The sequence below is a fragment of the Streptomyces sp. NBC_01551 genome (genome assembly GCF_026339935.1).
Classification (GTDB): Bacteria; Actinomycetota; Actinomycetes; order Streptomycetales; family Streptomycetaceae; genus Streptomyces.
In genome coordinates, this window is the sequence record NZ_JAPEPX010000001.1 from 5,891,287 (window position 1) to 5,915,741 (window position 24,455).

The 24,455-nt window shown below is 71.8% G+C and carries 30 protein-coding genes; 7 read left to right on the plus strand and 23 right to left on the minus strand.

Translation table 11 applies throughout. The features are described 5' to 3' along the window. Window positions 1–30: 30 nt before the first annotated feature. From OG982_RS26615 to OG982_RS26725, 23 genes are all read right to left on the minus strand, one after another. Window positions 31–627 (minus strand): hypothetical protein, encoded by a 597-nt coding sequence (locus tag OG982_RS26615; protein ID WP_266949375.1) that lies wholly within the window; start codon window positions 625–627, stop codon window positions 31–33. An 18-nt stretch (window positions 628–645) separates the two neighbouring features. After that, window positions 646–930: a hypothetical protein gene (locus OG982_RS26620; RefSeq protein ID WP_266949376.1), complete on the minus strand. Its 285-nt coding sequence runs from the start codon at window positions 928–930 to the stop codon at window positions 646–648. A gap of 42 nt (window positions 931–972) precedes the next feature. Beyond that, window positions 973–1,473, minus strand: coding sequence for a DUF317 domain-containing protein (locus tag OG982_RS26625; protein WP_266949378.1), 501 nt, complete (start codon window positions 1,471–1,473; stop codon window positions 973–975). Continuing rightward, window positions 1,464–1,829 carry a hypothetical protein gene (locus tag OG982_RS26630; protein ID WP_266949379.1) on the minus strand — a complete coding sequence of 122 codons (366 nt, stop codon included), beginning with the start codon at window positions 1,827–1,829 and terminating at the stop codon, window positions 1,464–1,466. Before OG982_RS26630 ends, OG982_RS26625 begins: the two co-directional genes overlap by 10 nt. A gap of 156 nt (window positions 1,830–1,985) precedes the next feature. Then, the gene (locus tag OG982_RS26635; protein WP_266949380.1) at window positions 1,986–2,771 is read right to left on the minus strand and encodes a DUF317 domain-containing protein; all 786 of its coding nucleotides are present in this window, start codon (window positions 2,769–2,771) and stop codon (window positions 1,986–1,988) included. After that, window positions 2,768–3,157 carry a hypothetical protein gene (locus OG982_RS26640; RefSeq protein ID WP_266949382.1) on the minus strand — a complete coding sequence of 130 codons (390 nt, stop codon included), beginning with the start codon at window positions 3,155–3,157 and terminating at the stop codon, window positions 2,768–2,770. The genes OG982_RS26635 and OG982_RS26640 overlap by 4 nt, the downstream gene beginning before the upstream one ends. Before the next feature lie 277 nt (window positions 3,158–3,434). Beyond that, window positions 3,435–4,202, minus strand: coding sequence for a hypothetical protein (locus OG982_RS26645; protein ID WP_266949384.1), 768 nt, complete (start codon window positions 4,200–4,202; stop codon window positions 3,435–3,437). Between the two features lie 25 nt (window positions 4,203–4,227). After that, complete coding sequence (locus OG982_RS26650; protein ID WP_266949385.1) at window positions 4,228–4,881, minus strand: hypothetical protein; 654 nt, start codon at window positions 4,879–4,881, stop codon at window positions 4,228–4,230. Then, the gene (locus OG982_RS26655) at window positions 4,878–5,771 is read right to left on the minus strand and encodes a relaxase/mobilization nuclease (protein WP_266949387.1); all 894 of its coding nucleotides are present in this window, start codon (window positions 5,769–5,771) and stop codon (window positions 4,878–4,880) included. Before OG982_RS26655 ends, OG982_RS26650 begins: the two co-directional genes overlap by 4 nt. Before the next feature lie 75 nt (window positions 5,772–5,846). Next, window positions 5,847–6,251 carry a hypothetical protein gene (locus OG982_RS26660; RefSeq protein WP_266949388.1) on the minus strand — a complete coding sequence of 135 codons (405 nt, stop codon included), beginning with the start codon at window positions 6,249–6,251 and terminating at the stop codon, window positions 5,847–5,849. Between the two features lie 106 nt (window positions 6,252–6,357). Next, window positions 6,358–6,855, minus strand: coding sequence for a hypothetical protein (locus tag OG982_RS26665; protein WP_266949390.1), 498 nt, complete (start codon window positions 6,853–6,855; stop codon window positions 6,358–6,360). Window positions 6,856–7,009: 154 nt separating this feature from the next. Then, on the minus strand, window positions 7,010–8,098 hold the full coding sequence (locus OG982_RS26670) for a hypothetical protein (protein ID WP_266949391.1): 1,089 nt from the start codon (window positions 8,096–8,098) through the stop codon (window positions 7,010–7,012). Window positions 8,099–8,547: 449 nt separating this feature from the next. Continuing rightward, window positions 8,548–9,690 (minus strand): hypothetical protein, encoded by a 1,143-nt coding sequence (locus OG982_RS26675; protein ID WP_266949392.1) that lies wholly within the window; start codon window positions 9,688–9,690, stop codon window positions 8,548–8,550. Then, window positions 9,687–10,451: a glycosyltransferase family 2 protein gene (locus OG982_RS26680; protein ID WP_266949393.1), complete on the minus strand. Its 765-nt coding sequence runs from the start codon at window positions 10,449–10,451 to the stop codon at window positions 9,687–9,689. Before OG982_RS26680 ends, OG982_RS26675 begins: the two co-directional genes overlap by 4 nt. 11 nt (window positions 10,452–10,462) lie before the next feature. Continuing rightward, a complete protein-coding gene (locus tag OG982_RS26685; protein WP_266949395.1) occupies window positions 10,463–10,852 on the minus strand; it encodes a hypothetical protein in 390 nt (129 codons plus the stop codon). A 212-nt stretch (window positions 10,853–11,064) separates the two neighbouring features. Then, complete coding sequence (locus OG982_RS26690) at window positions 11,065–11,844, minus strand: hypothetical protein (RefSeq protein ID WP_266949396.1); 780 nt, start codon at window positions 11,842–11,844, stop codon at window positions 11,065–11,067. A 31-nt stretch (window positions 11,845–11,875) separates the two neighbouring features. After that, window positions 11,876–13,369, minus strand: coding sequence for an ATP-binding protein (locus tag OG982_RS26695; protein ID WP_266949397.1), 1,494 nt, complete (start codon window positions 13,367–13,369; stop codon window positions 11,876–11,878). A gap of 25 nt (window positions 13,370–13,394) precedes the next feature. After that, complete coding sequence (locus tag OG982_RS26700) at window positions 13,395–13,817, minus strand: DUF6238 family protein (RefSeq protein WP_266949398.1); 423 nt, start codon at window positions 13,815–13,817, stop codon at window positions 13,395–13,397. Between the two features lie 46 nt (window positions 13,818–13,863). Then, window positions 13,864–15,321, minus strand: coding sequence for an SCO6880 family protein (locus tag OG982_RS26705; RefSeq protein WP_266820186.1), 1,458 nt, complete (start codon window positions 15,319–15,321; stop codon window positions 13,864–13,866). Between the two features lie 74 nt (window positions 15,322–15,395). Then, window positions 15,396–16,712: an ATP-binding protein gene (locus tag OG982_RS26710; RefSeq protein WP_266949399.1), complete on the minus strand. Its 1,317-nt coding sequence runs from the start codon at window positions 16,710–16,712 to the stop codon at window positions 15,396–15,398. Window positions 16,713–16,745: 33 nt separating this feature from the next. Then, a complete protein-coding gene (locus OG982_RS26715; RefSeq protein ID WP_266949401.1) occupies window positions 16,746–17,426 on the minus strand; it encodes a hypothetical protein in 681 nt (226 codons plus the stop codon). Continuing rightward, window positions 17,423–17,752 carry a hypothetical protein gene (locus OG982_RS26720; RefSeq protein WP_266949977.1) on the minus strand — a complete coding sequence of 110 codons (330 nt, stop codon included), beginning with the start codon at window positions 17,750–17,752 and terminating at the stop codon, window positions 17,423–17,425. The genes OG982_RS26715 and OG982_RS26720 overlap by 4 nt, the downstream gene beginning before the upstream one ends. A 150-nt stretch (window positions 17,753–17,902) precedes the next feature. Then, window positions 17,903–19,015, minus strand: a complete 1,113-nt coding sequence (locus OG982_RS26725) for a C40 family peptidase (protein ID WP_266949403.1) — start codon at window positions 19,013–19,015, stop codon at window positions 17,903–17,905. A gap of 838 nt (window positions 19,016–19,853) precedes the next feature. Here OG982_RS26725 and OG982_RS26730 point away from each other — a divergent pair. From OG982_RS26730 to OG982_RS26760, 7 genes are all read left to right on the plus strand, one after another. Then, window positions 19,854–20,609: a site-specific DNA-methyltransferase gene (locus OG982_RS26730; RefSeq protein WP_266949405.1), complete on the plus strand. Its 756-nt coding sequence runs from the start codon at window positions 19,854–19,856 to the stop codon at window positions 20,607–20,609. A gap of 168 nt (window positions 20,610–20,777) precedes the next feature. Next, the gene (locus OG982_RS26735; RefSeq protein WP_266949979.1) at window positions 20,778–21,407 is read left to right on the plus strand and encodes a DUF4913 domain-containing protein; all 630 of its coding nucleotides are present in this window, start codon (window positions 20,778–20,780) and stop codon (window positions 21,405–21,407) included. Further along, window positions 21,404–21,907, plus strand: coding sequence for a hypothetical protein (locus OG982_RS26740; protein WP_266949407.1), 504 nt, complete (start codon window positions 21,404–21,406; stop codon window positions 21,905–21,907). Before OG982_RS26735 ends, OG982_RS26740 begins: the two co-directional genes overlap by 4 nt. After that, a complete protein-coding gene (locus tag OG982_RS26745) occupies window positions 21,904–22,542 on the plus strand; it encodes a DUF3631 domain-containing protein (RefSeq protein WP_266949409.1) in 639 nt (212 codons plus the stop codon). Before OG982_RS26740 ends, OG982_RS26745 begins: the two co-directional genes overlap by 4 nt. Further along, window positions 22,539–23,213: a hypothetical protein gene (locus OG982_RS26750; protein WP_266949411.1), complete on the plus strand. Its 675-nt coding sequence runs from the start codon at window positions 22,539–22,541 to the stop codon at window positions 23,211–23,213. Before OG982_RS26745 ends, OG982_RS26750 begins: the two co-directional genes overlap by 4 nt. A gap of 57 nt (window positions 23,214–23,270) precedes the next feature. Beyond that, on the plus strand, window positions 23,271–23,978 hold the full coding sequence (locus tag OG982_RS26755; RefSeq protein WP_266949412.1) for a hypothetical protein: 708 nt from the start codon (window positions 23,271–23,273) through the stop codon (window positions 23,976–23,978). A gap of 161 nt (window positions 23,979–24,139) precedes the next feature. Further along, the gene (locus OG982_RS26760; RefSeq protein ID WP_266949413.1) at window positions 24,140–24,445 is read left to right on the plus strand and encodes an SH3 domain-containing protein; all 306 of its coding nucleotides are present in this window, start codon (window positions 24,140–24,142) and stop codon (window positions 24,443–24,445) included. The last annotated feature ends 10 nt before the right edge of the window (window positions 24,446–24,455 follow it).

A 24,455-nucleotide genomic window follows, 5' to 3' on the forward strand; every position in this document is an offset into this window, starting at 1 on the left:
ACTCCAAGGCAGAAGGGAAGAGAGGTTGGTTCAGCGGCGGGTCGTGCGACCGGCGGTGGCCGGCGGAGCAGGTGGCGGCGGGGTGGTGGTGTCGATCCGAGGGCCCGCGGCGGTGCGTACGGCGGAGGTGTGGATCTCCAGGACGGCACAGCCGTGGACGAACCAGCCGTACAGGGCGTTCCACGCCTCCGCGTTACGGGCGTCAACTGCAGCCTGGCGGGCCTCCGCGCTTGCATGAGGGTGGGCAGCGAGGAGGGTTCGGTACTCCGTCCTGATGGCCGCTATCTGGTCGAGCGCATCGCGCAGTTGAGTCAGTTGCCAGGCCCAGCGGTTCTGGACGGAAGGGGCGGGGACCCGTTCGAGGTCGGCCTCGGCGGCGTCGAGCAGGACGCCGGCCTCCTCGCTGACCGGTTCGAACGCCTTCCACACCACGTGGTCCCGGTCGGCCTTGCGGTCGTCGTAGCTCTCCGGGTCGTACGGCCAGCCATCGAGATCGGTGTGCTCGTCGGAGTACAGGTCCCAGGCGTCGACCGCCGCATCCGCCGCGCGCAGGAAGGCCGTAAGCCGGCTGACCATCTCCTGAAGGCCGGGGACGGAAGTGCTGCCGGAGGGGACGGATCGGGGCACGGGCTAGCCTTTCGGATTTCAGGGGCGGGATGTACGGGAGGGCGCCGGACTTGCCGGGGCGGCAGCCGGGGCCGGTAGGCGGGTGGCGATGTGGGTGCGGCGCTGGGAGCGGGCCTGTGCCCGGGCGGCGTCGATGCGGGTGAAGTGGGCTTCGACTGCCTGCTGGGGAGTGAGCGGGCTGGGGTTCTGCCGGGCGCTGTAGTGATCGAGGTCGTACATGCCGCGCAGGACGGGGACGGCCGAGACGAGCTGTTCGGCCAGGCCGGCCATGAGGTGCTCCGGGACCGGGCCGCTGATCCACATCTTCCAGATCGGCGCACCGATGTGGTCGGGCTGAACGATGCGTCAAGCCAGGTGGTCGGAGGAGTCGTTGAAGATCGGACGCAGTTCGGCACGGATCGGCAGCTCCGGTGCAGGCGAGCGGGCCTGGCCGGTGCCGTCCGGCTGGCGCTCCACGGCCCAACCCGCTTTCTGCATGTGCTCCCACGGACTCCTGTCGCCCCGGCGCGGTCCGTGGAGAAGGCCGTCGGTGAATCCGGCGATGATCTCCGCCGGCACCATCCGGTCGAAGGAGGCGTTCCACGTCCAGTCGACGGACTGGATCCGCCACGGCGAGCCGGAGGCGAACGGATCGATCACCAGCTGGTGCCGGGCCTCGTCGGGGCCAGCCAGGGCGATCCGGAGGTCGCCGGGGGCGGAGGTGAGGGTCCAGCCGGCGGCGAGCAGGGCGTGGGTGACGTGGCGTGGATCGCCGGGCCCGGCGAGGGGGCGGGGCGTGGTCTCGAAAGGGATCTTCGTGGCGTGATCCTCAGCGTACGAGGCCCGCTGGGCGGGGCTCACCGCCACGGGACCGCCTGGGCGGGTGCCCTGCGGACGGAGGCAGTCCGCAGGGGTTCCAGGGTGAGGTCGAGCAGCCGCAGGTCCTGCAGGACGGATGCGGCCTCGATGTACTCGCCCAGGGTCGCCTCGACGGTGTCGGTGCGGGGAACGGTGGTCTCCTGCGCGAGGTAGCGGGCGATGCCGCGCAGGGCTTCGCCGAGGCGGGCTGCGGTACCTGTATCGGCGTCGACGAGCGCGGCGATCAAGGGAAGGGCATCGGCCAGGCTGGGACCGGTCCGCAGGTGGGCGGCGAGGCGGTGCAGGGTCTGGGCGGACGCACGGATCTCTTCCGCGGTCAGCTGGGCGGTGGGTTCGTCGGTCATCGAAAGCTCCAGGGAGGGGAAAGGCGGTTCAGGAGCGCGGGGGTATCAGGCCGTGACCGGGCGGTGGAGGCGCCGGGTGCCGGGCCGGGCCTGGTGGTCGGGGTGAGATGTCGCCCAAGGGCGCGGCCGAGGAGGGGCGACGATGGACCGGGCCGGTCACCGGGTTCTTGCATAGCCGGGTGCCTTGCTGGTCCGGGCACGGGATGAGACCCAATTGCGGCCCCACGTGGCGGCGCGGGCGGCGGAGAGGCGGGCCTGCTGCCAGGCGCCGAGCTGGTCGGGGCGCACGGACACGGAGGTCACCCGGATCCGGTTGCTGAGCGGGACGTGTCCGCGCGGACGCATCACCGGCTCCGGGTCGGCCAAGGCCGTGGTCAGGGACTGCATCAGGTTCAGCGGGGTGCTCGCGGTGGCCTGCACGTTCCACACGGGCCCGTGCTCGTTGCGGGCGCCGACCCACCAGTGGTCCTGGCTGCCGTCACCGCCGGCTTTGACGTACTGCACGACGGCGTGCCGGTCGGGGCTCTGGGCTACGAAGTAGTCGTCCTGCTGCATGCTCCACGACTTCTCGGTGAGCGGCGCCCACACGTTCGGGGCGTGCGCCGAGCGGGGCTTGGTGAGAGCGTCGGTCAGGCCCGCGACGATCTCCACCGGGGTCTGCGGGGTGAGGGTGACCTGCCAGGCCGGCTGATGTCCCTGGGCGGCGCCGTGGATCTGCCAGCCGCCCGGCGGCTGGTAGGCGACGCGCACCATCTGGTCGGGCGAGTCGAAGGCGAGCGTCGTGCCGGACTTGCGGGTGATGTCCATCCAGCCCGAAGCGCGCAGGAACTCGCTGACATGCCGCAGGTCACCGCCGCCGGCCAGGTAGCGCGGTTCGATCAGGTAGTGCTGCTCAGCCTGCTGGGCCTGACCCCAGCCGGTCCACTGCTGCTGTCGGCTCACCGGTGCCTCCCGCGCGCCACCAGGGCGGTGGCCTGCGTGGCCGCCGGAGACGACGTGGTCAGGGGGCGGCGCGTGGCGATCTCCTCGAAGACTTCCTGGTGTTCGTCCAGGTCGAGGGCGAGGTCGTACAACGTGTTGGCGGTGCGCCCGAGAGCCAGCCACATCTCCGCCGGGAAGACGCCGCTCTGGGCATGGTGCTTGGTCACGTAGGTACCGGTGCCGACCAGGGCTGACAGCCTGCCTAGGACGCCGCTGTCGGCATCCAGGACCTGCCGGAGGATCTGGGCGGCCTGCTGCGGCCCGGCCTGGGACAGCCGCTCGGAGAGCTGGTCGAGCTGCAGGGTGATGCCGGCGGTGAGGGCGTCGGCGGTGACGGGTGGGGTCATGGGCGGTCCAGGGGGCTGTGCGTTACCCACGACGGCGGTCAGCGGGTGTGGCGGTGGATGGAGGCGGCCGGTGCGCCAACGTGGCGCGGCGGTGACATCGCGGGCCGGGGCCGGTCGGTGCCTGCGGCTTTGACGACGACGGCGCGCAGGTAGCGGCGCAACAGGAAGCGGGCGAGCACCGGTCGGCGGGCCGCGCTGAGCAGCGGGACACGGGGCCGACCGTCAGGAGTGTCAGCCGATGGCTGGGGGCGGTTGGTCTGGCGCGGGTCGGGCGCGGTCACCGGGTTCGGGCGGTGGTCCGGGCGCCGGGCTGGGGCGTGGGCAGTGTGGTCTCCGCGGATGGGCGGGCGGCGGCGCGCAGCACGGTGGCGATACCGAGGCGGGCGAGGCGGGCGCCGGCGGCCCGGACGGCGTGGGCCTGGGCCCGGGTGTCGTCCCCGCCGAGCACGTACGCCTTTGCTGTGCTCTCCCAGACGAACCCTTCAGCGAGAAGGACCTCGGCTGAGGGACGGGTGGTGGTGACCGCGGCGAGGGAACCGTCCTCGAGCCAGGTCATCACCACTTGCTCCTGCTGCGCACCGGGCCCGGGCTGCGGGGGGTTCATCGCGTTGTGCCGGACCTGGGCCAGGGCGATGTCGTAGCGCGGCAGCAGATCTGCCGTGACCGCGCGGGCGGCGCGCTCGGCGTCGGCGGGCACGGCGATCCCGTCAGGCTCGCGTACCCCGGCGTACGCCTCGGGGACGACGCCGGCCGGAGCGATGGCGGCGACGAGGAACTCCTCCTCATGCCGGGGGTGGACGGTGACGTACAGGCTCATGCCGTCGTCGCGGACGAGGTGGGCGTCAGAGCCCAGGGCGTACTCGGCGAGCGCGGCTGCTACCTCGTTGAGGTCCCATACGTTCTCGGCGTGAGTGAACTGCTCCTCGTGCCGGGCGTGCTGGTGATACTGGATGGTCCAGTGGCCGGGGAGTTCCTCGGAGAGGACGGTGGCGAACGACTCGACGTCGCGGCTGTCGTCGGCGGGCAGGGTGCGGGGGGCGGACATGGGCTCCTCGAACTTGGGGCGGGGGTCATCGGGTCCGTCCGGAGGCGGTAGAGGCGGGTGCGGCCGGCGGGGCGGCAGCGGGGAGGGCTGTGCCCGGACGGGCCGGGGCCCTGATGCGGTCGGCGAGTTCGGCGCGGGTGTGCAGCAGGTCGGCGGTGATGGGACCGAGCCGGTGCTCGGCCAGGTAGCGCATCCGGGCCGCGACGTGCCGGTCCGCAGGTCCGCCGAGGCCGTCGTAGACGGATGCAAGGGAGTGGAGAAGCTGACCCAGGGAGGCGAGGATGCCGTCGTGCGCGGCGGTCACCTCCTCCAGCCGGTCGGACACCTCGGCAGGGTTGTCCGTTTCGCGGATGGACTCGGCGAGGTTCGCGATCGACCGTCCCGTCGTCACGTAGCGGGGCTGGGTCGTGGAGGTCGCGAACTCCGCGTCGGCCTGTACCCGGTATCCGGCGGCCTGGAGCCGGGCGACGGCGAGCTTGGCCACGGCCGCCTGATCCGCCAGCTCGACGGTCGGCGACATCCGGTGCCAGGTGACCCCGCGAACCTCGCGCAGAAAGAACGTGCGTTCCAGGATGCCCTGGGCCAGCCCGTCACCGCCGCGGGCGGTGATCCGTCCGGTGTCCGCGTCCCTGGTGACCGTGATGGGCGGCCCCTTGCGCGGGGCGGCCGACATGTTCACGGGGCCATCGCACGGGCCGAGGTGGCTGCCTGCACGGGCGGTGTCGGCGCAACGGGGGCCGGAGGCGCGGGAGGCTGGAGTCGGGAGGCAATCTCGCCCAGCTGCTCCTGCAGCCCGTACAGGCGGCGGGCTGCCCAGAACAAGTCCCGTGCGGCGGCTTCGGTTTGGTCGCCGGACAGCGCGGCGGCCTGCCGGCCGACCTCCTCCACGAGCTGGCGCACGGCGGCGATCGGGCCGGACTGCTCGGCGGCGAGCTGCCGCAGGATTCCCGCGAGCGGGCCGGTCGCGGTCGGCACCCGCGGGGAGGCGGTGACCGCCGGACCGGCCGACAGGTTCTGGGGGCCGGAGCGCTGCTGGGGGCTGGAGTGCAGAAGGAGGTCGGCCGCGATGTTCCGCGCCTCGGTGACCAGGGCCTGCAGGAGCCGGCGGGGAGGGGCACTCCAAGTGCCGTCGGCACGGATCAGGTTGGCGATCACGTCCAGGCGGCCGGGCTGGCCCTGGACGGCGATCCACCGTCCTGCCGCGTCGTCGCCGGGTGGCGCGATACCTGCGACACGGGCGATCCGATAGCCGATCTCGGACCACTCGGCGTGGTTCAACTCCCGGTCCAGCGGATGCAGGTGTGCGGTGATGTGGAGGATCGCGCGCCGGTCGCCGGCGGGCCCGGAGGCGAGTGGGTGCTCCAGCGACGGGTCGGCGAGATGGTCGGCCCACGTCGCCGACTCCCATATCCGGTCGTCGTCGGTGTAGTGGTCCAGCCGGTTCCAGTGGGCCACCACCGTGCCGCCGGGCTCGGTGGTCAGGCCCTCCTCCATGCTGATCTCGCGGCCGAGCGCCTCGGCGAGGGCTTCGTCGGCGGTCACGTCACGGGAGTGGACTTCAATGATCATGGTCTCGCTCGGGGTCGGGCTTTTCGAGGGGCGGCTGCGGGCCGGCGCCTTCGCGCCGTGGCAGGACGGCGGTGATCACCGGCCGGGGCGGGCGTCGGCGACGTGGACGAGCTGATTGACGGCGGTCAGGGAGTACCAGCTGCAGTCCACGGCCTCCTCGGCATTCCCGAGGTACTCCCGCAGCGCCTTCTGGTGCATCAGGCACTCCGGGCACCGCTTGGACAGGTGCACCAGGTAGCGCGGGTGGGCGGTGACGTAGGACCGGTCGCCGCCGTTGGGATCGAGCAGCCTCCACCCGTCCTCGTCGGTCGGGGTGTGCCAGGAAGGGGCCACGACCTTCATCGCGTCGCCCCACAACTCTCCGCCGGCGGCGCCCTTGAGGACCACGACGTGCTCGCCGGGGCGGAAGTGCTGGTGGGTGATGTCCCGGTCGGGGGTGAGCGGGTCGGGCGGGAGGTAGACGGGGCGGGTCTCGGGCACGGAGGTCCTTCCACGAAGACGCTGGGCGGCGGTGGAAGACAAAGGGTCCGGAGAATCCCCGGTTTCCGAAACCGGGGATCGGCGGCTATATTGCGCGCCGCCCGGCCTACCGGAACGGGTTCTCCGTGGGCCGGTCGCGGTCATCGGCGGCCTCCAGCAGCTCGGGCAGATCGGTCCCTTCGGCCTCGCGCTGGTCGACCCACCACCCTGCCCTCGTCAGCAGCCGGACCTGCTCCTCCAGCTGGGCCCAGTCGGCTTCGTCCCAGGTGCCTTCGGTGACCAGCGCGGCGTACGCGCGGGTCACCAGCTGGTGGCGGGTGCGCTCGCCCCAGCCCAGGATCTTTTCGGGTCCCTCAAGGGGCGGCATGTCGAACTGGGTTGCCCAGTCCGCAGCGGCGGTCTGTTCTTCGGCGCGCTTGGCGGCCAGCCACTCGGCCGTGCTGGCGGCATCCGCCTGGTGATCGGCCCGCCAGCAGTCGGTGCACTGCCGGGCGGCGAGCCAGCGGGCGTATCCAGCGCGCTGGTCCGCTGAACGACTCGACAGGTCATGGGTGTTGGTGTGTCCACAGCTGTGGACGACCTCAAAAGACGTGGGGATGGCCACGGGGAACTCCTTGCAACAGAAGGGGTGGAGGGCTGGACCGGTCGCGTGGGCCGGTCGCACAGCGGTATGGCGAGGCGCCCAGGAAGCCGGGGGCACTCGGCGCCCGCGACGGCCAGCGGGTCGGACTCCATGCCCGGAGGGCGGGGCAGCCTGGTCAGCGGGAGCGTGCTGCGCTCAGTACGGGCGCCGGTCCCGGCACGCGGCGGGTGGCCGGTGGCGGTGCGAGCCGTGGCCGGTCGGGGTTCCGGGCGAGATCGAGTAGCTGGTCCCCCTCGGTGAGCCAGAGCGACATCGCGACCGTCCCGTCCTGCCCGTCAGACTCAAGAGTTGCCTCGAAGGAGTCGAGGAACGCCGTCTCGTGTGGAGACAGCTGCAGAGCCTGGGGCTGGCGCACGTGAGCGATGAGACGAGGGACCTGGTTGAGGAACCTGGCGAGCGCCCCGGCCAGCGCGGGATCGAATGGTTCAAGGATCTCGCCGGGTTCATAGGATTCTTGGGCCCAGCGCAGGTCTTCTTCGGCCTCGGCGAGCTGACCGCGCAGGAGCGCGGCGGCGTAGTCCGGCAGCAACCGGTCCCGTACGGCAGCGGCAATCGCTTCGACGGTGGGTGCGGTGACGCAGGCGGGCCCCTCCGACGCGACCGCGTCGAGTTCGTCCGGGCCAGGGAGCATGGCGCCGACCACGTAATGGGCGTGCCACGCGTCGTGGACGAGGACGAGCCAGGCGCCGTCGCCGTCGCGCCGCAGATGGGCGGAGACCGACGGATGGCTGGTCTCCAGGGCATTGTGAAGCGCTCCCCCCGAAGGGCCAGAGGCCCATACAGACTCCAGCAGGCCGTGCTGTGCGTGGGGTTCCGGATGCGCGGTCACCATCACCGTCCACCGGCCGGGCAGGGCGTGGGCGATTCGGTCAGCGACATCGCCGAGGAAGGGCTGCTCGCTGAGGATGACGGCGACGTCGAGGTCCTGAGCGCTCTGACGTAGCTGGTGGAGAGCCTCGCGGGCCTGGCCGGGATCGTCCATGGGCAGTTGGTGGATTCCGTACGGGTCCGCGGTGAAGCTGGCGAGGGTCAGGCAGGTCTCGGCCCACTGGTGACGCGCTCCGGATGCGTGGCCGGTCAGGGTGCCGGCAGTGGTGCGGTGGAGGGTGATGGTGGCGGTCGGCGGCAGGGCAGGTGTCCTTGGGTCGGGGTCGTGTCGGCGCGGTGTGGCTGCCAGGCCGGGGAGGGGGCCCGTCGTGGTCACCGGACTCGTCTGGCAGCCGAGGAGTGGGCGCCGAGAGCGGTTACGGGCACGGAGGCAACCTGGGGGGCGTTCACGCGGTGCTGCGGAGGTCGGGAGGCAGCGGCCCGGGCGATGCGAGCCAGCCGTTCGGCCGCGGAGTTCGCTTGGACCGGGGCGTTCGGCGGGGCGGTTTCCGCTGGATCGAGGGAGAGGTCCGCATGCACGGTGAACCCATGTCGACGGAGGTCATGGACGGTCTGTCGGGCGCGGCGCCGCAGGTCGTGATCGGGCTGGGTCAGCCGGAACAGATCCGCACGGCCCGGTACTGGTTCGAACTGCTCGCGCTCCAGGTACCAGGCCGCGAGGTGGGAAGTGATGGCTGTGGTGGGACGGGCGACCACACCGTGCTCGGCGTGCAGCCCGAAATGGAAGTGCGGTTGCATGGGCGGCGTCCTGATGGTCGGGGGAGGTCATCGGCTGCGGGGCGCTCGTCCGGGGAGGGAGGACGCGGCCTTGCCGGCAGCGGGAAGTGCAGGCCGGACCGTGGCCGCAGGGCCGACGGGTCGGGCGGCGCTGGCCTGCCGCAGCAGGGTCGGCGCGTCGGTCCGCCACCGGCGGAGCGTCTCGGCCGTGCCTGGCGGCAGGGCGGCAGGCGAGGACGGCGGCGCCGGCCACATGGAGACCGCCGCGGCCGGGTGAAGCAGCTGGTGGAGCCGGTCCAGGGAGGCGGAGTCCTCGCCACCTGCCGCAGAGCGCACACGGGCGAGGAGTTCAGCGGCGTGGGGGCTGAGGCGGCGCCACTCCACGGACGTCTCATCGAGGTACTGCTGCTCAATGTGTCCGAGTGTGGCCGGGTCCAGGAGGGTGCCGTCGTTGTAGCGGCCGGACTGCTGGATTGCCGTCCATGCCGTATGGAGTTCCTCGAGCCTGCCGTGCGCCGCTTCGACGGCAACCAGCAGCCGTTCGTGGACTGCCTGCTCGTACGCGGGCAGGAACGTGCCGGTGACCAGGCCGGCGGCATGGGCCGCATCCGGCGGCAACACGACCGAGCTGGGGGCGTGTGGGTCGGCGTAGTTGTCGTCGAAGGTGGCGCTGGCGAAGGCGCCGAGTAGGTATTCGTGGGCGCTGCCGGGCCGTTCGGCCAGGAGGAGTTCGGTGCCTGTGCCGTTGGTGAGCTGGGCGGCGTATGGGATGCGGATGTGCTCCACGGAGTCGATGAGTTCGCCCGCGTCCCACAGGAGGGGGACGAGGTCTTCCTGCCACACCGGGTGGGCGTAGATCTCGACCTTCACCGTCCAGGAGCCGGGCAGGCCGTCGGCCAGCGCGGCAGCGTAGTCGCCGAGGTACGGGCGGGCGCCGCCGAAGAGGTGGACGCGGTGTCGGCGCGCGTTCTCTGCGAGAGCGAGCAGGTTGGGTTTTGCCGTGTCTACGTCGTGCAGGGCGTATGTGCAGTCGGGGCGCCGCTCGAATCCGGGTGTGAGCCGCAGGGCGGTGTCGGCCCACCGGTACTGCTCGCCCACGGGGACAGCGACCAGGCCGTCGGCCGGGCTGAGGGCGAGGATGATCTGTGCCAGGCCCCTGGAACGGGGCGCCGTGTGGTCGTTCATGCTCACGCCCGGTTGGTGAGGGCATTGCGCAGGCCGTGGCCGAACGCGTGGGCATGGCGGCGGGCGGCCAGCTCCAGATCCTCGTACTGCTCGCCGCGGGTCATCTGTCCGTCGTGCTTGCGGTACCGGTAGACGGGCAGCGGGAGCAGCACGCCAGGGGCCAGCGCGGTGACGCCGACGGCCGCCATGTAGTCCTCGCCCTGGACGAGTCCGCCCATGCCGCCCGCCGCGCGCACGAGGCGGGTGCGGGCCAGGATGGTCGTCGGCCCGACGGGGAGGGTGTCCTGCGGCCGGGGCCAGTACGTCACCACGTCGCCGGCGGCGTGATAGCCGGGCGGGGCCGGGCATTCCCACAGGCGCCGGGAGCCGTCCGGCAGCCAGTCCTCGCTGTATCCGGCGACCCACCCGAGCTCGTCGGTGAAGGTCTCCAGACGTACGCCCAGGCTCCAGTCGGGGAAGACGTCATCGTCGTCGGCCCAGTTCACGAACTCGGTGCGCACCTCGTTCAGGCCGAGGTTGCGGGCGCAGGCGGCGCCGACCGGGCGAGGCAGGGCGAGGGTCCGGATCCGGGGGTCGGCGGTGATCGGGGCAGGCACGAGGGCGGGGTCGGCGCCGTCGAGGACGAGGACTGCCTCCCAGGGCACGGTCTGCCGGGTGAGGCTGGCGTGCATCTCCTGCAGGTAGGGCAGGCGCTCGGGGCGGAGCTGGGTGGCGATGACGACGGTGATCTGCGGGGCGGACAGAGACTTCTCCGGAGTGCGGTCCATGGGCGGGGCGTTCAGCGGGTGATCCGCGGTCGGGCGGGTGCGGGTGCCGGGGTGACCGGCTTCGTGATCTTCAGTGGGGCGGCGGGGGCCTGGATGGGCGCGGGCCGGTTCGAGTCCCACAGCGAGGGGGTGCCGGAGATCCGGGAGAGGGGGTCAGTGTCCCAGGACACAATGGGACCGCTGTCGTACCAGGTCAGGGCGATGACCTCGATGCCGTGGTCGTGTAGGACGTAGCCCCATTCCAGGCCCATGGCATCGGCGTTGGCGTCGGTGACCGGGATCGGCTTCGCGGGGGTGCCGTCAACGTTGAAGACGTTGTCGAAGGGTGCGCTCGGACCGAGGTCGCTGCGGGGGTCGAGCCGCTCCCGGACGCTGTCGGGGGCCCGGTCCAGGAGGTCCATGCCGAGCTGCTTCCAGTCGTGGGGGCCATCGATGAGGTGGCGGCGAAGGGCGTCGAGGTCACCGCCGAAGCGGTAGCGGGCGGCGCCGAGCAGGAGAGGGAGCTGATGGTCGGGGTAGCCGTCGTAATGGCAGTAGATGCCCTCGTAGCCGGTACCAGTGGGGCGGGCGATGAAGCTGCGGGTGCTGATGGAGGATCCCTTCGTGCAGGTGGTCAGCGGGCGCGGACGACAGGGGCTGCGAGCAGTGCGGGTATGGGCCGGGCCACGGCCGGTGGGCGGGGTCGCGTGGCGGTGGGCGTGGCGTGACGCAGGTTCACGCCGATTCCCGCTGCGGCGAGCCGGAGTGCGACAGCCTGGATGCGTACGGCGCGGTCGGCCTCGCCGTAGGAGGCGGGGAGGAGGAACGCGGCCTGGTGGGGCACGTACTGGAATCCGTGGACGTACAGCACTTCCCTGGCTTCCTCCAGGACGTCCTCGTACGGCGCCCCGACCACCCCGTCCTCGTACCAGGTCAAGGTGAGGGTTCGGTCGACCTGCGGCGGGGCCTTGCGGTGCGGGGGCTCGGGCCGGTCGACGAGACTGCGGCGCACCGCGTCGCGGGCGGATTCGTAACGGGGCAGCAGCCGCCGCGCGATGTGGGCGGCGGCACGGACGGGATCATTGGGGACCGCGATCCCGTTGGGTTCCTCGATGCCCACGAAATGGTGCGGCTCGACGTCGGGGCCCAGCGGAGCGACGACGAACTGACGTGGCCGCAAAGGCCGGTCGGTGACGTAGAGGTGTTGGCCGTCCGGACCGTGGAGGACGGCCTCGTGGCCCAGGACGTACTGGCTGACGATGTACTCGACGTGGCCGCGGTCCCAGAGACGGTCGATGGTGGCGCACTGGTCTTCGAAGGTGAGGTGCAGTCGGTAGTTGCTCGTCCACTGCCCGGGGAGACGGGCGGCGAGCGCGGAGGCGAACAGGGACAGGTCGGCGCGTGCTGAAGGCATGGGTTCCCGGGTTGGTTGAACGATTCACCGGTCAGTGCATACGGGCGTCTGTATCGAAAAGTTGCAGTTCAGCGGGGTGCAACTGGTGCTGAACCACGAAACTTCGACCTGCGACCTTCCACAGACCGCGGCCCCTGGTCAGGTGGGACAGCGCTCCGGATTCGACGCTGGTCAGACCGAGGAGTCCGGCGGCGGCTGCGAGCTGGTCGGTCTCCTGCCGGTAGATCACGCGGGTGGAGCAGTCGGCCAGCAGGCCCTCGGCCAGGGCCCGGCTCTGGCTGCCGGCGTCGCCCGCGGTGAGCAGGTCGGACAGCCGGTGGATCACCATCAAGTTCGCGATGCCCAGGCCGCGGCTCAGCTTCCACTGGGCCTGCATGCGCATCAGGAGTGCCGGATGCCTCATCAATCGCCACGCCTCGTCGTAAACCACCCATCTCCGGCCGCCGTACGGGTCGGTGAGGGCTGCCTCCATCCAGGCGGAGGCGCAGGTCATGGCGAGCACGAGGGCGGCGTCGTCGGTGCCGCCCAGGCGTGAGAGGTCGATGGACAGCATGGGCCGGTACGGGTCGAAGGCCGTGGTGGAGGGAGCGTCGAACATCCCGGCCAGGTCACCGAAGACCAGTCGGCGCATGGCGTGGGCGAGGTCGCGGGCTGCGTCTCCGAGGCGCCCGGCCAGCAGACCGCCAGCCAGGTCGAGACCCGGCCCGTCGGCGAGGGCGTGGGCGACGTCGCCGAGCAGCGGGGGCCTGCCGGACGCGGAGGCCCGGGCGACGGCGGTGCCGAGCGCGACGTCCAGGACGGTGTGCTCCATCGGCAGCAGGTCGCGGCCGAGGACCGTACGCGCCAGGGAGCCGAGCAGCAGCAGGCGGCGCTTGCGTACCTCCCCCTCCCACTCCGCCTCCGGTACCGAGGGAGGCCGGGGCGGCGCGTCCAGCGGGTTCAGCCTGCCGGGGAGCCCGGGCCCGAGGGCGATGGACGCACCGCCCAGGGCGTGGGCGACGGCCGTCCATTCCCCCTTCGGGTCGCACGGCACGTACACCCGGTACCCGAAGGCGACGGAGCGCAGCGCCAGGCTCTTGGCGAGCGCGGACTTCCCCTGCCCGATCACACCGGCCAGCAGCACGTTGGGATTGGTGAAGCCCTCGACCTTTCCGTACAGCTCGAAGGGGTCGAACGTGAAACTGCCCTCCGCGTGGAGGTCTTTGCCGATGTAGATGCCGTCGGCGCCGAGTCCGCCTTCGGCGAGGAAGGGGTAGGCGGCGCTCGCGACGGCGGTGGTCATGCGGTGGGCGGGGAGCTTGAGGCGGCTGCCGCGGGCGGAGAAGGGGCCCGGCCGCCCTGCGGGTGGGTAGGCCGCCTCGGGGTAGACGGCCTCGGCGGGCTGCTGCTCGGAGCTGGGGCCGGCGGCGGCGCGGGCGCGGGCCTCGGCGCGGGCGGTCTGCTTGCGCAGGGCGCGGCGCTGGGCCCGGCCGATGCCTTGTGGCGTGAACAGGGGGGTCGCGCTGGCTTCGCGGCGGTGGGACAAGAGGACGCTTCCGGGGTGGTGGCGGTCAGGACGCGAGGTCGGCGGGGGTGGTCTTGCGCCGCACTACGTGGGAGGCGGCGAGGTGCCGCTGGCAGATGGTCAGCACGGGCGGGCCGTCCGGGAGCCGCTCTGGGTGGCAGCCGGTGCCGTCAGACGCGGCGGGGAGCAGGTGGAAGGCGGCGTGGACGGCGTCGGCTGCCTGCCACAGGCGGGTGTGGGCCGTGGCCAGGTGACGTCCCGAGGCGGGTCGTTCGGGCCGGGTGTGCTCGGCGAGCTGCTCCAGGAGGCGGTGCAGGTCGGTGAGGTGGGCGTGGAGGGTGTCGAGGTGGTGTCGGTCGCTTGGCTGACCGGCACGGGTGGCGAGGAGGCGGGTGTGGTGGCGAAGGCCGGCGGTGGCCGCCCGGAGGTACGGGTGGGCGTCGCCGACGGGGTGTTCGTCAGGGGTCAAGGGGCTCCTCGTGGAGGGGGATGCCGGGGGCGGCGGGCGGATGGGGCTAGAGGGTGTTGCGGGCGAGGGGGAGGGCGCAGGTGGTGAAGGCGTCGGTCTGCTGGAAGAGCAGGCGCCGCAGGTCGACCTGGGCACTGGCAGCGGCGGTCTCCAGCTGGGCGCAGGCGGCGTCCAGGGCCTGGTCGGTGTCCGCGGAGACGGTGAGCAGTCCGGTCAGGGCGACGTCGGCGTGTCCGGAGATCAGTTGCTTCTCGCGGGTCTTGACGTCGGCGTACTCGACGTTGTCGGCTTCGGACTCGACCTGGCCGCGGCGCCGGCGCTCGGAGGCGTCCGAGATGATCGCGGACTTGCGCCGCTGGACGTCCCGCAGGGCGGACTCGATGCCCTGCGGCGCGTATATAAGGGAGAAGCTGCGGCGGACGCCGGTGCTGAACATGATGCTGTGCAAGAAGCCCGAACTCGTCTCGGTCCGCGGCCAGTTCTCGATCCAGTACGTCGCGTGCCGGGCGCTGTCGGTGATGACCCGGTCGGTCTCCTCGACCTGGGCGACAGGGCCGGCGGCGGCCGGGTCGGCTTCGGCGCGGCCGGTGGAGGACCACTGCTGCAGCCGGGCTGTGGCGGCGGGGTCGTACGCGGTGCGCAGCACGGCGGCGATCTCGCGGGAGCCGAGCCAGCCGGTGACGGTGAGCCCGGCGCCGCGGGCGGCCTGGGCGACGGACGCCGTGGTCTGCCCCATGACGGTGAACGCGCCGTGGAGTCCTCCGCCTGCCTGGCCGATCAGGCGCTTGGCGGCCTTGAGGTCCAGGGCGATAGCCAGGTATGCCTCGTGGGGTGCGGCGGCGGGGCCGGCGGAGTCGACGAGCGCGGAGTAGATGTGTCCGGCCACGGGGGCCTGAGGGTTGCCGTGCTCGGTCCAGTGCCGGGCCAGGCTGTCGCCGGAGTCGGGCACGGTGCGTTCCAAGACCTGGACGGTGGCGACGTGCCCGGTGCGGGCGATGCCGGCGAGCGCCCTGCCCCAGGCGCTCACGTTGGCGTTCTGGGTGGCCGGATCGAGAAGTGCGAAGGCGCGGGAGCTGACCCGGGCGACGGCGGTGAGGGTCTGGCGGTGGGGGTCGTGGATCGCGGAGGCGCCGGAGGCGGCGGTGGCCACGCGCAGGGAGGCGGTGGTGCCGGGCAGGTGCAGCAGTCCCTCGACCTGGGGGCGGGAGACGGGCCGGGCCCGCCACATGGTCTGGCCGGTACGGCGGCGGTGGGCGTAGCGGGCCACCAGCGGCGCCCAGTCGATCAGGGACCGGCCTTCCCGGCGCACCCCGACCAGGACGGCGGTGGTGATCCAGACGGGGGCCAGTGCGACGGCGCCCATCAGGCCGACGGTCAGCACGGCCACCAGCAGCAATGCCAGGGTCGAGGAGACGAGGACGAGCTGCGGGAGGGAGAGGCCCAGCAGGATCCCGCGCCGTGACCGGGTGGGGAATTTGACGGTGAGGGGGAGGACTTCGGACAAGGACGGTTCCCGGGGCGGGTCGGCCCGGGGCAGGGAGTGTGGTGGCCCTGCCCCGGGGTGGGCTGGCGGAGGGACTACAGGCCGGTCGGCGAGCCGGTCTGGGAGGCGCTGTCACCGTTGGCCGGAGCGCCGTGGGCCGGAGGCATCGGATCGGCGGGCGCACTGGTGCTCCACCCGCTCTGCTGGGATCCGGGGCCGCTCCAGCTCGGCGGACCGTCTGCCTGGCCGGTGTCCTGGCCGCTTCCGGTCCGGGCCTGCGGGGGCGCGGCCTGCTCCATCAGGTCGTGGAAGCCCCCGCCGGAGCTGCCGCCGGAGTCGCCCTTGCCCATGTCCATGCCGCCGGTCGGGTTGGAGGCGATGTCGCCGGGGAAGCCCCCGCCGCTGCCCGCAGCCTCGGCGCCACCACCGGCAGCGCCGGCTCCGGCCGCCGCGCCGCCGGTGGCCGCCGCAGCAGCCTTGCGCGCCGCGTTCTCGGCGTGCTGACGGGCAACCGTCGCGCCGGCGCCGCCGGCGCGGTGGAGGGACTCGCCGTCGGTTCCCTCAGCGGCCCAGTGCACGAACTTGAACGTCATGTACGGGCACAACAGGATCATGAGCATGATGACCATGCCTGCGGCGACGTCCGCGAGGGCGGCGACGCCGTCCTTGGCATCGGTCTTGCCCATGGCTGCGATGCCGAGCACGAAGATGATCGTCATCAGCAGCTTGGAGACGACGAGGGTGGCGGTGGCCTCGATCCAGCCGCGGCGCCACCGTCGGGCGGCTTCCCAGCCGCCGCCGGCTCCGGCGAAAATGGCCAAGGTGACGAGGATCAGGATGCCGACCTTGCGGACCATCATCACGCCCCAGAACAGGAACGCTCCGATCGCGCTGCCGAGGGCCGCGACGACTGCGACGAGCCAGCCCATTCCGGCGATGGAGCTGATCTGCTGGACCTTGACGATCCTGCGCACGGCGGAGGAGATGTCCGTCCCGGAAGCCGCGAACAGCCCGTTGGACAGGGCGTCGACGACTTCGATGGCGACGGTGGTGAAGGCGATGGCGCAGAAGGCGAACAAGACGCCGGAGGCCGTTCCGGTCACCGCTTGGGCTAGGGCTTGGCCGTCGCGTTTGATCGCGGCTCTCACCAGCTGCGCACAGAACGTCGCGACGAGCATCAGCAGGCCGATCGGCAGAATCGTCTCGTAGTTGTCGCGGAACCATCCCGCGCCGAGGTCGATGTTGGTGGTGCGGTCGATGGCCTTGGACGCGAGGTCCGCCGCGGCGGCGGCGACGTCACCGGCGCTTTCCGCCATCCACTTCCCGATCGCGCCGGCGGGATCGGAGGCGAAGTCGATCACATCGCCGGCCTTGCAGAGGTAGCCGGCGACAGGCAGGTCACAAAAGCCCACGTCGGGCGTCCTTTCGGGTGGTACAGGCGGTGGCTACGGGGCGACGCGCGGGGCTATGGCGACCAGGCGGCAGTCCTTGCCGGGTCGGCACTGGACGGCGAGGGTGATCTGCCGGTCTTCGGCACCGCCTCCGCCTCCGTTCCAGGCGAGCTGGGTTTTGCCGCGCACCGTGACGGCGTAGATGTACGCCTCGGTGATGGCTTGCGGGTTGTCGGCCAGGGCCTGCTTGAACGCGGACGGAAAGTGCGCCTCCGACGTGGTGGCGCTGGCGTGCTGGCCGTTGTCCTTCAGCCGTGACCACAGCACCGGGTCGGGGATCTGGGCCTGGACGGAGTCCCAGTCCGCGTATGCGGACTCGCCGGTCAGCCAGCTGTGCATGCCGGCGAGCTGGGCGTCGCGGCTGGTAGTGCGGGCATCGAAGGTCCACAGCATCACCGCGCTCGCCCGGGCGAACGCGAGTGGATCGGAGATCGGAGGCGGCCCGGCGACCGTGGACCCTCCTGCGGGCGCTGTCGGTACGGGAGCAGAGGGGGCCTTCGGTGCACCGGTCGGGCTGGTCTGCTTACCGGATGCCTCGGGGCTCTGGTGGCTCCCGGTCCACCAGGCGACGGCGCCGGCGAGGACCAGCAGCGCGGCCAGTACACCGGCGAAAAGCAGGACGCGCCGGGGTGGCTGCCAGCCCAGGCCGAGCACGTCGAGGGAACGTTTCCTCATCGGACCTGCTGGCCGAGCGCGCTGAAGAACGCCACGATGCCGTTGGCCGCACCCAAGCCGAGGGCGGCGGCTGCGGACACGACCGCGCCTTTCTTGCCGTTGGCTTCGGCCTGGTGGCCGCCGGAGTGGTGGCCCCAGGCCCAGACGCCGAGGCTGACGGCCAGGGCGCCGACCACGGCCACGATCCCGAACAGGTTGATCGAGTTCACGACGGTGCGCAGGACGTCGAGGCCGGGCAGGCCGCCGCCTTTGGGCGAGACGCCCGGATCGTAGGCAAGCAGGGTGAGGCGTTCGGACAGGGGTGGGGTGAGATTGGCGGGGGAGATGGTGGTGCGCTCCTTGCATGCGCAGGACACGACGGGCCCTGCCGGGGAACAGGAAGGAAAGGGGGGAGAGGGGAGGGGGAAGGGGCGCTCTGCGGCGCGAAGGTGGTCCGGTCCGCCCGGTGCCTCAAGGGCTGGCCGGGCGGACCGGTGTCACGGGAGACGGCGTGCGCTGTGGGCGGCGTAGTCGGCGAGGGTGCTGAAGCGGACCGGCTTTGTGGTGCGCGGGGCCTCGATGACGTAGCCGTGGCCGGCGTAGATACCGACGTGCTCCGGGACCGCCGGGGTGCCGCGGCTGAACACCAGGTCGCCGGGGCGAAGTTGGTTCAGCGGGACGGCGTGGCCTTCTGCGATCTGGGTGTACGTGGTCCGGGTCAGGGTGATCCCGGCCTTCTTGTACGCCTGCTGGGTCAGCGAGCTGCAGTCGCAACGGCCCATCGGGTCCGGACCGTGCGGAGCCAGGCACGAGCCGCCCCACTGGTAGAGGGTGCCGAGCTGGTTCATGGCCCAGGTGATGGCCGTCTTGGCGCGGGGATCGGCGTCGGCGGGGATCGAATACCCCTTGGGGACCGCCCCTTCGGGGATCGGTCCGGAGCCGCTGCCCTCTTCGCCCGGAGCGCATGGGTCCGTCGCCGGGATGCCCGGGGTCTGGCCTTCGGTGGGCGGCCCGGAGCCCTTCAGCGTCGGGACGATGGCCTGCTGCAGAGCGCGGGCGAGAGGCTCCCACTGGGCGTAGGCGTCGGGGAAACCGCTCAGCTGGACGGCCTGCGCGGCCTGCGTGACCGTCATCTGCTGCCAGCCGGGGACCTTCAGCAGGCCCTGGTAGAACTTCGTGCTGGCGTAGACGGGGTCGCGCACCTGGGCGGGGGTACCCCAACCCTGGCTGGGCCGCTGCTGGAACAAGCCCAGCGAGTCGCGGTCGCCGTAACTGAGGTTGCGCAGCCGGGACTCCTGGATCGCGGTGGCCAGGGCCACGATCTGGCCGCGCTCGGGCACTTCGAGCGTGATGCCGGTGGCGACGATGGTCCGGGCGTGGGGAATCTGCTCGGCGGGCAGGTCCAGGCCCTCGACGTGGACGTTCTGAGCGCCTGACCCGCCGAGGACGGCGGCGACCTGGCGCCGTACGGCGTCGGTGTCGACCGAGTCGGTGACGCAGGAGGTGCCCGGGCTCGAGGAGTGGCTCGCGGCTGCGGCGAGGACGGCGGTGCCAGCCAGCAGGGCGGGGGAGAGGCAGAGCACGCCGATCGCGGCGGCGATGCCTTTCACTCCCGGGCGGCCTCCGGCCGGCGGGCTGCGGGGATGTCACGTGGCGATGGAGAGGAAGGGGTCACGGGGAGGTCCTCGGGGGTGGGGCCCCGGCCGCACGGTGTGAAAGGGGAAGGGCCGTGCGGCCGGAGCGGTGGAGGTGGACGAAGAGCCCCGGCTCGGGTGCGTGTTGCCTCACACACCCGGTGGGACGGGGGAGGTTACGGGCGGAACATGGGTGTGCCTCCTGGGACGTTCAAGGAGCGGCCCGCAGCGGCGGGCTGGCGAAGAGCGGGACGGCGGGGAGCCTTACGGGCGGAACATCAGCGAACTCCTGGAGGGGTGCCGGGGCGGGAAACCGGGATCGAACTGGGGTGCCAGGTGGGCGTTGCCTCGCCCACCAGGGCGGAAGGGGATTACGGGCGGAACATGAGCGGCACCTCCTCGGCCGGCGCAGTTGCGGGGAACACGGGCGAGGTCAGCAGGGGCGGTACATGGGCGGCCTCCCTGTCAGGGTCTGCGGCGGGCGGGCAGGGAACGGCGAGGCGGCAGCGATGGCTGCGTGCGGGGTCACGGACGGAACACAGGGGCCTCCTGCGGGAGAGGGGAAACGGGGAAGGGTCGCCATCAGCGGTGTCCGCCGGGCAGTGACAAGACAGTAAGCCCGAATCCCCGGTCACCGAAATCACGGACGGAATCCGCTTGATTTCCGGAGTTCTTGGTCGGCGATGCGTCTCAACCGGGAATCGTCACCTACAGTTTGGGACCTCCCCGCGCCGCCTGCCCGCATATCTTGCGATGGCCGCCGCACGGTCTGGAGCCTTCCCGTCTGCATCCCTCACCGAATTGGGGTTCCCCTTTGCCGTTTTCCCTTCACCAGGGCGACGCCCTCAGCGTGCTCGCGACTCTGCCCGACGGCTGCGCCGATTCCGTCATCACCGACCCGCCGTACAACAGCGGCGGCCGAACCGCCAAGGAGCGCACGAGCCGCTCTGCCCGCCAGAAGTACGTCTCCGCAGACGCCCAGCACGCCCTGCCGGACTTCACCGGCGAGAACATGGACCAGCGCTCGTACACGCTCTGGCTGACCCAGATCATGACCGAGGCCCACCGGGCCACCAAGGTCGGGGGCACGGCGCTGCTGTTCACCGACTGGCGGCAGCTGCCGGCGACCACGGACGCGCTCCAGGCCGCTGGCTGGCTGTGGCTGGGCGTCCTGACCTGGCACAAGCCGCAGGCCAGGCCGCAGAAGGGTAAGTTCCGGCAGGACTGCGAGTTCATCGTCTGGGGCGCGAAGGGCAAGATCGACGCCGCCGCGAACCCGGTCTACCTGCCCGGCTTGTACAGCGCCTCGCAGCCCTCGGGCAAGGCTCGCCGGCACATCACGCAGAAGCCGGTCGAGGTGATGCGGGAGCTGGTGAAGATCGCCCCGCCCGGCGGCACCGTGCTCGACTTCTGCGCCGGATCGGGCAGCACCGGGGTCGCCGCGCTGCTGGAGGGACGCGACTTCATCGGCATCGAGAAGACGAAGGAGTACGCGGCTGTTGCCTCCGAGCGCCTCGCCGATACCACCCATCAGGTGCATTCCCAGGACGATTTCGCCCTGACCTCCTGACCGAGCTGCACCACAGCCCGATCCCGTGGCAGGCGGAATATAGCGGCAGATCCCCGGTTTCCGAAACCGGGGATTCTCCGGACCATCAGGGCCATCGAATTCACGGCCCTGGCTGCAAGGAGAACCCCTTTCGTGTCCGAACCTGCCGAGCCCCGCCATGGCGGGGAAATGGAGCCGGTCCGTCTGCCGGACGCTGACCTCGAATCGATCGAGGCGTCCGTCCGCAAGCTGCTCGACCAGTCGGCCGAGCAGGCCCGCATGATCGACACACTGGCCTCCGCGCCGCCTGTGGCCCCGATGGCCGCGAGCATGCCCTTCGCCGGGTTCCCCGGCATGCCGTCGTTCACCGCCCCCGCCCCGCCGCCGGACCCCAAGCCGATCTTGGAGCTGGAAGGCGAGGAGTACGAGGACGAAATCGCTGCGCTGACGGACTGGGTGGACGACCACCTCATGGACGTCTACGGCGCCGAGATCACCACCGCGGCGCCATGGTGCGAGCAGTGGCAGGAGCACCTCGACGTCGTCGCGTGGCTGCACGCGCTGTGGATGGCCTACCAGCAGCACAAGGACCCCGAGGCCGGCCCCAGTGGCATGTTCGTGTGGCACCGGGACTTCCTCACCCACTGCATGGCTTACGTCCGCGCCCCCGGCGGCCCCCTGAGCGCCTGCCAGACCGACCCGGACCGTGCCGAGCACCGCCTGCTGCGCGGGCCGGGCCCCTCCGCGCGGTCCGCCGTCCGCGAGTCGGAGGCCCAGACGACCGGCGGCACCCTGGCCCCGGACGGGGCCGCGTTGTGACGCACCCACCGCAGCCTCCGCCAGCGTTCGGCCTCTCCTTTCACCCCGAGGCCCTCAACGACCTGCTCGCCGCTCCGGGCGACATGCGCGACCTCGGGCTCGCCCTCATCCAGGACGTCGTGCGCGCCCAGGTGAGAGGGCCCGAACTCACCGCCGAGCTGACCGGCTACCGCAAGCTCTACCTCGGCTCCCGGGTGCAGTACCGCATCGTCTACGACTACCGCCCGGCCCCGCCCGGCTCCAGCCACCGCACCAACGTCCACATCGTCGCCGTACGCCCCCGCGCCAAGCACGACATCTACGACACCGTCCGGGCCCGCGTCGGCCGCCCCCGCCCCGCAGCCGGGCCCCGCGCGTACGCGGCTCGCTCCCTCTCGCCACAAGTCCGGCCGCGCCCTGCCTTCACGCCGGCGCCTCCAGCCGCGGCGTTCCCGGTCCCCGGACTCCCCGCACCCGCCCGCCTCGCCACCACGAATTCCCCGAAGGGTCCTTCGCGATGACCAACCTCACCGCCCAGTCCTCCTCCCTGCTCCAGGCTCTGATGACGGCCCTCCTCGAGCCCCGCCCGGCTCCGCACCCGCGCCACCAGGCCCTGCTGGATGCACGCGAGCGTCAGCTGGAGGTGGAGGCGGAACTGAGCGCCTGGGCCAGCCGACCGCAGCCCACCACCGAAGCCGCCCAGGATAAGGAACTCGATGACCTGAGTAATCTGCTCGTCGAGCACGCCAAGGCGGGCCGACAGGTCTCGCACCTCCTGGGCGCCGACAGCTGCTGCCCGCCGTGCGCCGACTCCGAGCAGCCGCCGACCGCCCTGAGCCGCCCCGCCGAGAACGCGGTCTCCGCCTTCGCCGCCCCGTGCATCCTGACCGCCTGCCTGGACGTCTTCGCCTTCCGCGGCAGTCCGGACGCGCTGTCCTCCGCCGACCTCGTCGCGGAGCTGCGCACCCTGCCTGGCATCGCCGAGGGACGCTGGCCGTACGCGCAACTCACCCAGACCCGCCTGGCCACCCTGCTGCGCCCGTACGAGGTGGCCAGCCGCGACATCACCCTCGGCGACGGCCGGCGCAGCAAGTCCTACCGCCGCTCGGCCCTTCTGGTCGCCATCCCGGCCGACTGCGACTGCCGCCCGTCGTGACCGCCCGCGAATCCCCGGCAACCGCCCTGGACGCCGCCATTGAGCAAGTCGTCGGCGACCTGACCGTCCTGCACCACGACCACCTCCGCGGGCTGCTCCCGGCGGAGCGGGCCGCACTCGCTGCCGTACACCGGGAACTGGTGAATGCCGAGGGCGCGGTCGCCTACCACCGCAACGTACTGAAGCGCCTGTCCTCCGGCAGCTACCCCGTGGATACCCCGCTCCTGGACCGCCTGCGCCGGACCGTGCACGACCTGGCCCAGGCCACGGCCGCCCGCGACCGGCTGCAGGAGGGTGTCGCTGCCGCCTTGGAGGCGGTCAAGGACGCCGCCCCGGCCCTCGTCCCCGCTGACGACGAGCTGACGGCGCACGACTTCGCGGCGCTCCTCTCGCTCGCCGGCGGCGGCACGATGCGCGAACACCTCCTCACCCACCGGGTCTCGGTCCGAACAGTCCAGGGCCGTCTCATCGACCTTCCGGCATTCCAGCGCCTGGAATCCCACGGACTCGTCACCCGGGACACGTCCCGAGCGCTAACCGTCGGCCAGCCGCTCGCCTTGACCGACACCGGCCGGACCGCGCTGCTCGGCACCCGCCGCCCACCCGCCATGGCCACGCCTTTGCCTGCCCGCCCGGCCGGGGCCTGGCCGGCACAAGCCCGACAGCACTGACCCAAGGTGCCCCGGGGTTCGTCCCCTTCCGCCCCTGAAGAAAGAAGCCCGCCACACGTGCCTCTTCACCAACCCGACTACGAACTGGACGGCTTCGAGCCCGCCGATGACGGCCATCAGCAGCACTACGAAGATCTCGACATCTCTTCCTTCAAGGTGCTCGGCGAGTACCGCACGTACACCGACGCCTACTTCGTCCTCCTCGACGAGGGAGCCACGTACGGCATTCCGGGAAGCCCGCAGCTCCGAGCCGTTCACGTTTCCCGTGACCTGCGCGCCCGCACCTTCGAGGTCGACTCCAAGGAACTCCCGCTGTACGCGATGGCCCAGTCGTACCTGATAGCCCGAGGCTGTCCCTCCGACGCGCTCGACGCACCGGAGGGTGTGCACGACCCCGCAGACGACCGCACCAGGGCCCTGGAGGCGCGCGTCCGCGGAGATGGTGACCACTTCGCCCTGCTGGCCAGCTACACCGACGACATGCGCGACCCCGTACAGACGGTTGTGATGCTGCGCTCCCTTGACCCCCAGGCGGCGCCGGAATTCCGGATCCTGCTGGAGCAGTTCGACTGGGACTCCAACAGCCACACCCTGCGGGAAGGCGGGTTCGAGACGTACGCCGCAGCGGTGGATTGGTGGGAGGCATGGTCGGACGAGGAGGCCCCGGCGCTGCCGCCGCCGGCTCCGACCGCACGCCGCAGCCCGGCCCAGACCGCCCCGGCGACACCCGTGCCGCCGGTCTCCCGTCGGCCTCAAGGACGCTGAACACGGCTTTCGCCGAGCCCGTTTCGGCGGACCGGCGGCGCGCAATATAGCCGCCGATCCCCGGTTTCGGAAACCGGGGATTCTCCGGACCCTTTGCAACACCACCGCCCCACTGAGGGCGGTCACTTCCTGTTGTTCTGCCTGGTCTGGAGCCATCCGCTGTGTGCCACACACCCGCGTCCATCACCGCCACCGTCCTGAGCGGCACCCCATCCCGTTCCGCCGCCATCGCGGTACTCAGCCCCGTCACGCCCCTTACGGCTCGGCGGGCCGAGCCGGTGCTCGCCGTCGCAGTCCATGCCCGTGCCGACGGTGACTCCACGGCCGTCGGTGTGCTGCGGCGCGGGGAGCCGTTCACGGCTTCGGTCACCGACGGCGCCTGGCTGCACGTCACCACCGCCTCGGGCATCACCGGCTGGGTTGACGACGGCGACCTCCGTCGCGACGGCAGCCTTCGCCCGAACTGACCCACCCGTA